Genomic DNA, 11,818 nt, shown 5'->3' with positions numbered 1-11,818 from the left:
TGAAACAGGCCCGGTTTCTCATCAATTGCTAATATGTATAGTCCTGGTCAGCGCTTTGTAAAGAAATATTACCGTTTCATGCCGCCCTGCGGGGCGAGTTTACTCCCCTGATTCCGTGGGAACAATAGCAGCAATAACAAGTAAAATGGGGCTGCACAACGAATGAGTGACAATCTATGGAGTATGATCAAAAACAGCGGTGTCGTCTGGAAAATGCCGCTGGCTGCGGCGCTGTCATGGGAGGCCGCAAAGTGGGCGGGCTCTTCGCATCCTTACCTCGCCCCGCTGACTGCGATTTTGTCTGTACAGGCCACGGTCAGCCAATCGATGCAGTTCGCCTGGCAGCGTGTCCTCGGAACGGTTGCCGGCGTCCTGCTGACGCTCTGCGTAACGCCCTGGCTCCCCCTGAACGCATGGAGCATCGGAGCATGCCTGTTGGTCGCTGCCTTTGCCATCCAGCGCCTGAAGCTGGATCACACCCCATTGACACAGGTGGCCCTCAGCATTTTGCTCGTGCTGTTTTTTCAGCACAAAATGCCGAGCTATTCGCTCGACCGCATCCGGGATACGATTATTGGTGCCGTGTTAGCAGTACTGGTACAGGCGCTGCTGTTCCCGCCGGACTCCATCCCGTCTGCCAAGCACCAAATGTCCCGCTTTGCGGATCATTTGGCCGGACAGTTCATCAAGGCCAGGCAATGGGTGGAGCAAGGATGTCCTCCAAATGAAGCGCAAACGCTGAAATGGACATGGCAGGCGCTGTTCCAGGAACTGCACCAAGCGACCACCGAGCTGGACAAGGCGGCCCAAAGCTTGCGATACCACCCTTTTGCCGCCAAGAAGCGCGATCTGCTGAACGGCCTGACCCGGCAGATGGAGCAGCTGCGTTCGGGCTACGCTAATCTGTCCGATATGATCCGGGTGCTTGGTCAGTGGTCGCAGACCGGTCACTTTACCCTGGAGCACCAGCAGCAATGGGCCGCCCACCTGCAAGAACTCGCCGAGGTGATCAAACGGTGGCATACAGGTCAAGGCACCGCCGCAGACGGCAGCGCCGGTATGGTCAGCTTGAGCCTTCAGGCTCCGGCGCATTGGGAGCAGGAGCAGTACCCGCTCGCCCTGTATATGAATGCCGGGCAGCTGCTTCAGGATTTTGGCGGGGAATCTGCGTTCTCCTTGTCCCGCAGCCGTCCGTAGTCCTCCCGCGTGTCTACGTCGAGGAACAGATCCGGCGATCCGAAAGGGACGGAGATCCCCGGCCTTCCGGAACGGATCAGATGCCGGGCTCCCTGGTCCCCTTGCAGCCGGAGCAGCTCTGGAAACATCCGCCGGTGGCATATGACCGGCGGTCTCGCCAGACCGCCGAACTCCGCGGCGGCGAAATGAATCTCTTCCCGTTCCGATGCCTGATCGTAGCGGCAGCACAGTTCTTGGATCATTTCCGCCGTGACGCCGGGCTGGTCTGCGAGCAAGACCATAACCGATTCGGCACCCGCGGCCATCGCCGCCTCCAACCCGCACCGGATCGAATGCGCCTGTCCTGAATGCGCATCCAGGCAGCGGACAAGCGTCCATTTTGAACGAAAGCGATCGCTGACAAGGGCTGCGTCCATCCAATCCGCCTTACCGTCGTCGGTCACGATCCATACATGCGCCAGCCCGGCCTCCAGGGCGGCAAGCAGAGCATGATTGCCAAGCGCAATCCCCCTCAGAGGCAGACCAAGCTTATTCGTTCCCATCCGGCTGCTTTGTCCCGCCGCCAAATAAATGCCGTGGATACTATGTCGCTTCATAAGATAAGCGTGCCTGTTCCCTGGAAGTTCGGTACACTTGGATTAATTCGGCCACGATGCTGAAAGCGATCTCTTCCGGACCATCTGCCCCGATGGGCAAACCTACGGGGGCGTGCCAATGCTCCGGCAGGGAGCCTCCTTCGAGAAGCTGCTGCGTTCGGCGTTTCGAGCCCAGGAGGCCGACATAAGCCAGGTTATGGCTGGAGAGGATCCGGATGAGCTCCTGGTCCCTCCGGAAGTGATGCGTCATGATGACCACGTAATCGTTTGGCGTCCACCGCATCCGCCCGGCCGTTTCCTCCGGGAAGCCGTCAAGCAGCGCGTGGGCATCCGGAAAAAAGCTTCGGTCGCACAGGGCTGCCCTCCAATCGGCGACGGCGACCGTGAATCCGGCGGCGGCCGCATAGGAGGCCAAAGGCCTGGTATCCGGCCCGGCACCGAACAAAGTCAGCCGGGGTTTGGGGAAATACGTGTGGACGAATACTTCCTCTGACTCTCCCGGCACGATCTGCATCCCGCTCCGCCACCCCATCCGGGCAACGGCCCAATCCAGCAGAGCCTCCGGGAAAGCCCCCGGCCATTCGCCAAACCGGAGCCTGGAGCTGGTGACAAAGCTGTATCCGGCAGCCAGGGGGTCCACGCTATTTCTTAGAATCAGCATGACTTCGGTCTGATCGTCCAAATAATCCTTCAGCATCAGCAGATGCCTCCGCAGCGAGTCGCCTACGGCCACAGCTGTAACCTGGATCACGCCTCCGCAGCCCGGTCCTTCTCCCCAGGACAGCGGATCGGCAGCGTCCAGGTCGAAGGTATAGGTGTGCGGAGCCCCGGCTGTCAGCAGCTCCGGCACGCGGGCTGCGATATCCGCTTCCAGGCAGCCGGTGCTCAGCACGCCGACCTGCGTTCCGTTCTCGAACAGCAGCATGGATGCGCCCTTTTTACGGTAGGCGCTGCCCTCCACCCGGGTAATGGTCGCCAGCACGCTGCGCTCTCTGCTCTGCTGAAGTGCTTCCAGAATCCGATGAATGTCTTCCAAGCGCGTTCCTCCTTTTAGCTGCTGCCGGTTGCCGGGCCGCTTCCCTTGTTCACTGCCAGCGCTGCCGTAATCGCCCCGTGAATTTCTTCATATGAGGTGCAGCGGCATATGTTCGATTCCAGCCACAGCCGGATGGTCTCCGGATCCGCGTCCGGATGGGCGCTCAGCAGCCCGTGACCGTTCATGATAAATCCCGACGTGCAGTAGCCGCATTGGAACGCCTGCTTCAGGACAAATTGTTCCTGGACCGGCGAATGCTTCAGCCCTTCGATCGTGGTGATACGCTGCGAATCCGCCTCTACTGTGAGCATCAGGCAGGACTTCATCGGGAGCCCGTTCAGGATGACGGTGCAGGCGCCGCAGTCCCCGTTCTCGCAGCCGGGCTTGCACCCGGTTAAGCCAAGGTGATCCCGGAGGGTATGCAGCAGCGTCTCCGCCGCACGAACCTGGAGCCACCTGCGCTCTCCGTTGACCTCCAGCTCGAGCGAGTAGATTGCATTCGAGTTCGAGCTTACGCTTTTCAGAACGTTCACCTTCCTTCCAAAACCAGAATGGCATCTTTGACGGTTTGCTTCAATATAAAAAGCCGGTAATCGGCCGAGCCTTCCGTATTGGTCAGCGGCGGTGACGGGAGCTGTCCCGCTGCCTGGAAGGCCCGCTCTTCCGCAGACATCCCAGGGGTGTTCAGCACCTGCTCAATGGCGGCTGAACGGAACGGGAATCCGCAGACCCCGCTGAATGCCGCGCGGATGCGGTTTCCCCTTTTCACGGCAACCAAGGTCACCAACGGGTAACCGACATTACCGATCTGCCGTTTCTTCACATGGACGGACGGCAGAGATACGAATTCACGGTTCGTCACGGTCTGCAGCAGAAATTCTCCGGGTTCGAGCTGGATCTGTCTGTTGAAGACTTCGTGGATCACAGCCTCCCGGACTCCGTCTTTCCCAGCGATAACCAGGCGGCTATCGGCAACAAGCAGCGGAAGAACTGACTCTCTGTAAGGAATCCGCCCGCACAGATTGCCGCCGAGCGTAATTTTGTTGCGGGACGTCTGGTCGGCGACACCCTGGGCCGCCCTGCTGAGCAGAGGGAAAAGATTCGACCCTGTAACGGCTGACAATGTGACGCACCCTCCGATGATCAGGTTATTCCCGCGGAATTCCATGACATTGCACTCGGGAATCGCTTTTACATCGACGACTGCTCCCGGATGAACACGATCCAACCGGGCCATCGTAATGATTTCCGTTCCTCCGGACCAGTACATCGGATGCTTGCCCTGGGCTTGCAGCGTCTGATAGGAATCGACCGCCTCTTTCACGGAAGCCGGCCGGTAGTATTCAAAGTCAAAAGGTATCATGAACCGTCCTCCAGATCCGTTCCGGGGTAAGCGGAAGCCGATTAAGCGGGATACCTGCCGCCGTCGACAAAGCATTGGCCAGCGCTGCAGGCATCCCAATCACGCCATGCTCGCCGATGCCCCGCAGGCCGAATGGTGCCTCCGCATTCGGCGTTTCGATGAAATCGACGAAATACGTCGGCTGTTCTCCGTAACGCATCATGTGATACGTCCGAAACTGCGGATTCAGCACCTGGGCCTCTTCATTGAACGCAAAGGCCTCTCTGCTGGCCAGGCCCAGCCCCATGCTCATGCCTCCGGTAATTTGACCGCGGGCGAAAACCGGGTTGATGACCCTCCCAGCGTCCATAACGGTCGCCGCCTGCAGAATCCGATAGCTAAAATCCCTCGTATCCAGCTCCACCTCCACCATCTGCGCGCCGACCGTCCACTCCGGGCCAGGTTTCCCTTTACCGGTCTTCGGGTCCAGCTCCTTAATATCCCGCATCGCATAGCTGCCGCGGCCGATGACCTGGCTACCGATCGTCCCCCCGTCCGGAAGCTTGTATCCAAGGGCAATCCTGGCGATATCTATGCCAGTCCCTGGATCCCGCTTGCTGTATACTCTTCCGCCCCCGACCTCCAGCTCGGCCGGCGGGAACTGAAGCACTCGGGCGGCCGTGTTCTTCAGCTGTACGATGGCATCGTCCGCTGCCGCCATGATCGCGTTGCCGACCAGAAAGGTGCTGCGGCTCGCGACGGTTTTCCACAGCTGCGGCTCGGTCTCCGTATTGACGTCGGTGCTGATCGATACTTTGTGAACATCCATTCGGAGCCGCTCGGCTACCATTTGAGTGAGGGACGTCCGCGTGCCCTGCCCGATCTCCACGGCGCCGCAGAGCAAATTCACGCTCCCGTCGGCATTAAAGATGATGACCGCCCCCGCGCCGGCATCGGCGGGGGTATTGGAATTTTTCCACAAACAGCATACACCTCGGGCTCTAACCAAGTGGCCTTTAGCTTCCATTAAGGGCTGCTCATCCCACCGGATCATATCTTTCAGCTTGGCTATGCACATCGGGAGATTGCCTATCGTACTCCGGTCCAACAGCGTTTGCGTCGGCGTCGTGTCCCCGGGCCCGATAGCATTCAGAAAGCGGAACTCCAGCGGATCCATGCTGAGGCGTGCGGCCATGACATCCATTGCCCGCTCTATGGCAAACGTCAGCTCGGGATGTCCAAATCCGCGAAATGAGGTGGAGTACGGGTGATTCGTATACATGCAGAGCGAATCGCACTGCAGATTGTCAATCCGGTACGGACCCGAGCAGTCACTGGCTCCCGCCTTGCTCATGATCGGTCCCCGGTCCGAATAGGCTCCCCCGTCAAACCAGTGCGTAATTTCCGCGGCGGCGATTTTTCCAACGAGGGTACAGCCCAGCTTGACTCTCGATTCCAGCCCGATATGCACCGGGGATGAGACCATGTCCCGCTCCCTTGAATTGACCAGCTTGACCGCTTTTCCAGCTACAGCCCGGGAAGCCAGAAAAGCGAGGAATTCCAACTGTATGGCCGCTTTCCCGCCAAAACCACCGCCTACGAGCGGGGTGTGAACGATGATTTGCTGCAGCGGGATATGAAAGTATCTGTTGATTTGGCTGCGGATGATGTAGGGGGACTGCGACGCGGAGTGGATGACAGCTTTGCCGTCCGGCAGCAATTCAGCCGTACAGCAGCGCGTTTCCATCGCGGCATGATCGGATTGCGGCATGCTCACCTGGACTTCGACGATGTGAACGCTGCGGCTCCATCCTTCGTCCAAGTTTCCTTTGCGGATCCGGTTGCGGCTTGCAACATTGGTGCCGGGCTCCGGATACACCTCCTCATGGCGTTTATACTCGGCCAGACGTTCATGAATAAGCGGAGCGTCCGGCTTATAGGCTTCCCGCGGGGAATGAACAAGCGGCAGCGTCTCGTATTCCACGCGTACCAGCAGCGCCGCCCTTTCCGCGATATATTCCGCATCAGCCACCACTACGGCAAGTGGCTCGCCGTAATACCTCACCTTGTCTATGGCCAGCGGCGGCCGGTCTTCCAGCGGAGAACCGGTGAGCACCGGGAAATCCTTCCCTGTGACGACTGCACGAACGCCCGGTATGTTCCGGGCCACAGAGGTATCGATCGACAGTATCCGGGCATGGGCGTGCGGACTGACAGCCAGGGCAGCGTGCAGCAAGCCGGGTCTCATGGTATCTCCCGTGTAACGGGCTGCCCCGGTCACTTTCTGCCCGGATTCCTTTCTCAGAATTTCTTTTCCGATGGACGAGGCGATTTTGGTTCCTCCTTTCATCCTCACAGTTGTGATCGTTGAACATCCTCTGCTTATTTATATGGGAAATGCATTGTCCCTAGTATTCGGGTTTATATTTGTTCATACGGCTTGCCTCACAATAGAAAAAAGAGGTCGACCAACGAATGGGCTGACCTCTTTTTTTCGGTATACAGCATAATTGATGGGGCTTCAAGATCAACTATGCGGACAATGTGTTCTTTTTTACAGACACATTAACCCACACAAAACATTATATCCCCACAGCTTGATCCTCTTCTTGGCTACTGATAATAAACTTCTTTCTGCTGCCACATCCCGTTCTCATACCCTATGTTGGATCTCAGTTCTACATTTACATAATCCCCCCAGTACCCAAGTATGATTGAGTTTTCAACGATGGAGATCCACTGCAATGTCACCATATAATTTTCTATTCCGAGGTTACTTTTCTCATAGGTATCTTTGCAAAATAATTGCACATCATGATCAAAATCATTCAACTGAGATAAAAAAGTTTTCAAATACATGATGAGAGATACTTTGGATTCCGTCCACTTCTATAGACCAATCCGAATGATCGGATTCCAATACGATAATATCTTTTGATTTATCAGCTTTTTCCCATGCTGTTAAAACCTCCTTTACGGAGAATCGATCGAGAACAAACGACAGGTTGCGCTTTATCATTGACATAGGTCCCTTCCTTTTCTTAAAATCGCCATGGGGAAGGCAATTTAGGCGTGTTTAATGACAATAGCTTTGGGTCACCGGCCATCCTCGTAAAAGTCAGATCGTCCCCATCTTAAATCAAGATGAGGAGGATCCCATTGCAAGTCTATTCTTCTTTAATACCCGCCAACGAATGACGATCAGTTATGTGCCGCCTGCGTCTTTCATTACTCATCCACTCCGGAGTCCAGGTTTGCTCTTTGTCATCGATACGTTTGCCTGGCGGAACAATGGCGTCAATTGCATCCAATACATCCGTGCCGAGTCTCAGTTCTGCCCCGGAAATATAGGCTTTTAATTGCTCTAAAGTGCGTGGTCCCCATAGCGTTGATGTGACGGATGGATGACTTTGGGTAAAAGCGGTTGCCATATCCGCCAGTCGAATCCCCGCTTCATTAGCAAGCTTATGCAGCTTTTCAATGATTTTAAACTTATACTCATTATCAGCCAGCTCAGGATCCAGTGTATCTGCATATCCTTTTAATGTTGCAGCGCGTGAATCGCTTTGCGCGGCCTGACCGGCCTTGTATTTACCCGTTAGTAAGCCGCCGGATAAGGGACTGTACACAAATAGAGAGAGGTCATATTGTTTAGCAACTTCAGCAAGTTCAAATTCCATTCGTCGATTGATCATAGAATAAGGTGTTTGCTCACTTACAAAGCGCTGAATATGATATCGATCACTAATGGCTTGTGCTTGAACCATTTGCCAACCCAGGTGATTTGAAGTGCCGATATGATGAATCTTCCCTTCTCTCACCAGATCATTCAACGTTATCAGGATCTCTTCAAAGTCAACAAATTCTAAAGGAAGATGAAGCTGATAAAGATCTATATAGTCGGTTTGCAAACGTAAAAGACTTTGTTCAACAGCCGTTCGAATCCAGCGGCGAGAAGCACCACTTTGATTTATTTTATCTGTCGCCTCTGCCCCAAACTTGGTAGCTAATATGACATTTTGCCGTTTGTTCTTAATCGCTTTTCCGATAATACGTTCTGATTCCCCGTTTCCGTATCTGTTAGATGTATCGATCAGATTGATGCCAAAGTCCAATGCCTCATCAATCATTTTTATACTCTCCTCTTCGCTTGCCCTAGATCCAAAACTCGATCCTCCTAATGCAAACGCACTGACTTTGGTACCCGTCCTTCCAATATATCGATAATCCATGATTGATCTCCTCCAATGTGGATTTAATCAGCCCGAAAATGAACTCGTGTTGATTAAGGCTGTAGGGTCCATTATAATGAGGCATAACGTGGAGATCAATGAACATAATAGGCCAAGTGTTGAGTAATAGATATACCGTCAAAAGTGTTGATTAATAGATCCAACATTCATGCAAGGGGGTAAACAAATGATCGAAAATAGTACCGATAGGAGAGTCATCCGGAGTCGTACTTTAATGGAGAGCGCATTGTTGTCTATCTTAGAAAGAGAAGGTATAAATGGGCTGACCGTAAAGAACCTTTGTGAAAAAGCCGGAATAAATAGAGGCACCTTTTATTTGCATTATACAGATATCTTCCATCTGATCGAAGAAACGTCTTTTGTTAAAGGATTATTAACGGCTTTCGAGCCCATCCAAATTCAAGAATTGATGCAACATCCTGATCAACAAGGAGCTTATCCTCCCATCACCGAAGCCTTTCAATACATGCAAAAGCATGCCAGCTTTTTTAAAGCACTGTTCCATTCGGATGCTCCAGCAGAATTAAGAGAACGGCTTCAGTATTTAGTGGGCACTCGCTTGTATGAAAACTTGAAACAGGATCAATCATCTATGACCAATGAAAGCCGCCTATTTACTGACTATGCCATTGCTTATTTAGGGAATGCCCAATTTGGAATTATTCAGCACTGGTTTACAACGGATCGTGCAATTCCTCCGGAAGATATTGCGAGGATGCTGACCAAATATATACGCAATACGCCATGTCTTGATCACGGAGTTTAACGTTGTTGTAAATATAATTTACCGCTGAAAATCACGAAGCAGCGAAGTGTCAAGCTGCTCTCTTCCCAAATAGCCGCTGCAGATAACGGGGCGGTTAATGATCTCATACAGCTTTTTTAAGTCGGAAATATATTCTTGACTCCAAGATTCAAATGAATCAAATTCCGCCTTAGAAATTTGGTGGTATTCCGGAGAGTCGGTTACCCCCGTCAGAACCTCGAATGCATAAATATGATCGCCAAACTTGCCTACAGATTGGTATCTGCCTGTTTTCAGCCGGATATAATCGGTATATCTCACGGTCATCACCTAACCTTCAATGAATATTCTAATGGCTAGTTTTAATCCCGGTCAGGGCAGCTTTCGTTTCGGCTTTCTGGGAAGAACAGGTTTCCAGGCCAGCAGATGCCCAGCTTCTCCACAAGCCTGATTGACCTGATCGAGATGTATCGACTCCACTTCCCATAGCCAAAGCTCGTCCCCGAGATTCGTTAACTCGCCGCGTTCTTCGCCGCTTCGAATCCATTCTGCCAGCTTTACTCCGCCGATTTTGATCTGAAGATGCTGGCTGTTCACCAGGTTACAAGGGTATACCATCCGGAGCTTCTCCCCTGAATACCTTCCCTTCCCCTGATATGATCCGGGTGTCTCTTTGTTAAATGCAAAACCATTCTCGTAAGGGAATACGGTTGCCCCGTTATTTCCTGCCGCATAATAATAGGCACGAGTCATTTCTTCAGCAGAAAATAGGATACCATAAGAAAAGCGGGGAAATTGCTTTGCTAAGTCTGCAAGCCACGCTGTCAGAAGTTCATATACTTCTTCAAGTGGAAATTCACAGAATGCCGTAAAATGATGGAAACTTCCGTAATCTCCTGTTTCTCGGCTGAATGCTGCATACCAAGGTGTCGATCCCTTTCGCTCGTGGTATAACCAGAACGCATCGCAAGTTCCCGCTAACACATTCTCTTGTAAAAGGTCGGGAGAAATATTGAAGAGCTGGTGATCCCCTTCATGATCTCCGTCGCTCAAAAATTTGTAATACGTGGCGGCGTTTACGCTGACGGCAATGGCTTCAAAAAAAGACATCCCAATTTCCAAAGCCTCGGAAGCATTCATTTTCTCCGTATCATAAATCGAGATTCCCGTGACCAATTCAAATTCCCCTCATTTCTTGCTGTAATAACTCGTCCCGCGCCTCGGTCAGCGCGAACCCCAGCAGGTTGCGGCCCCGCCATTTCACGGGATTCCCCACATCGGGATGAGTCTGGCTCATACCGATTCCCCAAATGCGGTCCTGCGGGCTGGCTTCGACGAGGATTCGCTTCTTCGTCGATTTGAGATAGTCGCCAAGCTTTGGATTCTGCGAAAATTTGGCCAAGCTGGCTCTTTTGACGATTCCGTAGCATTCTTTGTCCCAAAGATCATTGTCAAAGTTTCGCACTGCACGTCCATAGGCTTTCATCTCCTTGGGGTGCTTGGCTTTAAGGATCGATTCCAGCATTCCGTCATCACCGAACAATCTAGCCTTCTCGGCCATCATAAACTGCTCGGCACAGGAATACTCCGTTCCATCTACCGTGAACGGGCACATCCACCATTGGCTGAAGCAGCTTTTATCGACGCTTCCATCTGTAGATGGCGTATGCCCCCAGAAGAAGACAAATTTGAATGTATCTCCTTTGTTATATGCTTTTCTTAACGCTTCGATATTGTAAATCATCATCTATCCTCCAAATTTCTCCGATACAAACGGGATGGTCTATGCCCCGCATTTTCGGTGTAATCATCCGTCTCCGTCACGAGATCGGCTACTTTGCGACGGAAGGCAGCCTTCAACAATTCTTTGTCCATAATGACCTCGTACACCTGCTGCAGCTCCGTCAAGGTAAACAGCTCAGGCATCAAGTGCAGCGCAATATCGGTATAATTCACTTTTCCCCGCAGCCGTTCGATCGCATATGCGATGATCTTCGCATGGTCGAAGGCTAATCCGTCATTGGATACAATCTCAACATCTGTTCCGGTCGATGTCGTCTTCGCGGTCACTGTTCTCGCCACAACCGCCGAAAGCTCTTCTTCTTCACTGCGCAGCTTCAGTTCGTACTCCTGCGATTTGATGTATCCGTCTGTGATCTGCTTTTTCTGCTCCCGCAGCAGCCGATAAGATACCTGGAACCAGGCGGCATCCGACGCATCGTCTCCCGCCTTAAGCTCCAGCTTGTCGCTGTTAATCAGAGCCATATAGCTGCAGCTCATCACCCAGGTTCGGGGGTCGCGCCCGATATCGCTGAACGTATATAACTGCTCCAGATAAACATCCTCCACGCCGGTTTCCTCGCGCAGTTCCCTGGCCGCAGCTTGATCCGTCGTCTCGGTCGGCAGGACAAATCCGCCGGGAAGCGCCCAGCTGCCGAGGAAGGGATGTCCTCCCCGGCGAATGAGCAGGACGCGGAGCTCTTTATCCGGTAATTTCCGATAACTGTCCGCCTCCGCATCCGTTACGGTGAAGATAACCATATCCGCCGCCACCGAAGGCCGCTCGTAATCTCCTGCCCGGTACTGCTCTAGAAATTCGCGTTCCGTAAGTCCATCTTTATCCAACAAATCCAACTGTGTTCGCCTCCT

12 protein-coding genes are annotated in these 11,818 nt (G+C 53.1%); 2 read left to right on the top strand and 10 right to left on the bottom strand.

What is annotated here, in order from left to right; all coding sequences use genetic code 11:
* Positions 1-162: 162 nt before the first annotated feature.
* On the top strand, positions 163-1,197 hold the full coding sequence (locus ACTHPM_RS05755; protein ID WP_440421464.1) for an FUSC family protein: 1,035 nt from the start codon (positions 163-165) through the stop codon (positions 1,195-1,197).
* Here the strand turns inward: ACTHPM_RS05755 and ACTHPM_RS05750 are convergent.
* From ACTHPM_RS05750 to ACTHPM_RS05725, 6 genes are all read right to left on the bottom strand, one after another.
* Complete coding sequence (locus tag ACTHPM_RS05750; protein WP_440394235.1) at positions 1,146-1,793, bottom strand: NTP transferase domain-containing protein; 648 nt, start codon at positions 1,791-1,793, stop codon at positions 1,146-1,148. The genes ACTHPM_RS05755 and ACTHPM_RS05750 overlap by 52 nt on opposite strands.
* Positions 1,780-2,829: an XdhC family protein gene (locus tag ACTHPM_RS05745; protein ID WP_440394234.1), complete on the bottom strand. Its 1,050-nt coding sequence runs from the start codon at positions 2,827-2,829 to the stop codon at positions 1,780-1,782. The genes ACTHPM_RS05750 and ACTHPM_RS05745 overlap by 14 nt, the downstream gene beginning before the upstream one ends.
* Positions 2,830-2,843: 14 nt before the next feature.
* Positions 2,844-3,362, bottom strand: a complete 519-nt coding sequence (locus ACTHPM_RS05740; protein WP_440394233.1) for a (2Fe-2S)-binding protein — start codon at positions 3,360-3,362, stop codon at positions 2,844-2,846.
* Positions 3,359-4,192 (bottom strand): FAD binding domain-containing protein, encoded by an 834-nt coding sequence (locus ACTHPM_RS05735; protein ID WP_440394232.1) that lies wholly within the window; start codon positions 4,190-4,192, stop codon positions 3,359-3,361. The genes ACTHPM_RS05740 and ACTHPM_RS05735 overlap by 4 nt, the downstream gene beginning before the upstream one ends.
* On the bottom strand, positions 4,179-6,521 hold the full coding sequence (locus ACTHPM_RS05730) for a xanthine dehydrogenase family protein molybdopterin-binding subunit (protein ID WP_440394231.1): 2,343 nt from the start codon (positions 6,519-6,521) through the stop codon (positions 4,179-4,181). Before ACTHPM_RS05730 ends, ACTHPM_RS05735 begins: the two co-directional genes overlap by 14 nt.
* Before the next feature lie 817 nt (positions 6,522-7,338).
* Complete coding sequence (locus ACTHPM_RS05725; RefSeq protein ID WP_440394230.1) at positions 7,339-8,403, bottom strand: aldo/keto reductase; 1,065 nt, start codon at positions 8,401-8,403, stop codon at positions 7,339-7,341.
* A 187-nt stretch (positions 8,404-8,590) separates the two neighbouring features.
* Here ACTHPM_RS05725 and ACTHPM_RS05720 point away from each other — a divergent pair, with 187 nt between their 5' ends.
* The gene (locus ACTHPM_RS05720) at positions 8,591-9,190 is read left to right on the top strand and encodes a TetR/AcrR family transcriptional regulator (RefSeq protein WP_440394229.1); all 600 of its coding nucleotides are present in this window, start codon (positions 8,591-8,593) and stop codon (positions 9,188-9,190) included.
* Positions 9,191-9,208: 18 nt separating this feature from the next.
* Here the strand turns inward: ACTHPM_RS05720 and ACTHPM_RS05715 are convergent, their stop codons facing one another.
* The 4 genes from ACTHPM_RS05715 to ACTHPM_RS05700 are packed head-to-tail and all read right to left on the bottom strand — an operon-like array spanning position 9,209 to position 11,803.
* Positions 9,209-9,496: a hypothetical protein gene (locus ACTHPM_RS05715; protein WP_440394228.1), complete on the bottom strand. Its 288-nt coding sequence runs from the start codon at positions 9,494-9,496 to the stop codon at positions 9,209-9,211.
* A gap of 45 nt (positions 9,497-9,541) precedes the next feature.
* Positions 9,542-10,345, bottom strand: a complete 804-nt coding sequence (locus ACTHPM_RS05710) for a hypothetical protein (protein ID WP_440394227.1) — start codon at positions 10,343-10,345, stop codon at positions 9,542-9,544.
* 1 nt (position 10,346) lies between these two features.
* A complete protein-coding gene (locus tag ACTHPM_RS05705) occupies positions 10,347-10,913 on the bottom strand; it encodes an NADAR family protein (protein ID WP_440394226.1) in 567 nt (188 codons plus the stop codon).
* Positions 10,913-11,803, bottom strand: a complete 891-nt coding sequence (locus tag ACTHPM_RS05700; RefSeq protein ID WP_440394225.1) for an NUDIX hydrolase — start codon at positions 11,801-11,803, stop codon at positions 10,913-10,915. Before ACTHPM_RS05700 ends, ACTHPM_RS05705 begins: the two co-directional genes overlap by 1 nt.
* Positions 11,804-11,818 lie beyond the last annotated feature (15 nt).

It is taken from the genome of Paenibacillus sp. SAFN-054 (assembly GCF_051966755.1).
In the GTDB taxonomy this organism is placed as follows: Bacteria; Bacillota; Bacilli; order Paenibacillales; family Paenibacillaceae; genus Paenibacillus_AQ.
Note: the sequence above shows the minus strand (reverse complement) of the source record. Positions and strands in the feature narration are given on the sequence as shown.

Bases quoted from the DNA above. Each gene is read 5' to 3' on its own strand.
- ACTHPM_RS05755 (WP_440421464.1), top strand. From the start codon at position 163: ATGAGTGACAATCTATGGAGTATGATCAAAAACAGCGGTGTCGTCTGG.
- ACTHPM_RS05750 (WP_440394235.1), bottom strand. From the start codon at position 1,793: ATGAAGCGACATAGTATCCACGGCATTTATTTGGCGGCGGGACAAAGC.
- ACTHPM_RS05735 (WP_440394232.1), bottom strand. From the start codon at position 4,192: ATGATACCTTTTGACTTTGAATACTACCGGCCGGCTTCCGTGAAAGAG.
- ACTHPM_RS05730 (WP_440394231.1), bottom strand. From the start codon at position 6,521: ATGAAAGGAGGAACCAAAATCGCCTCGTCCATCGGAAAAGAAATTCTG.
- ACTHPM_RS05725 (WP_440394230.1), bottom strand. From the start codon at position 8,403: ATGGATTATCGATATATTGGAAGGACGGGTACCAAAGTCAGTGCGTTT.
- ACTHPM_RS05720 (WP_440394229.1), top strand. From the start codon at position 8,591: ATGATCGAAAATAGTACCGATAGGAGAGTCATCCGGAGTCGTACTTTA.
- ACTHPM_RS05715 (WP_440394228.1), bottom strand. From the start codon at position 9,496: ATGACCGTGAGATATACCGATTATATCCGGCTGAAAACAGGCAGATAC.
- ACTHPM_RS05705 (WP_440394226.1), bottom strand. From the start codon at position 10,913: ATGATTTACAATATCGAAGCGTTAAGAAAAGCATATAACAAAGGAGAT.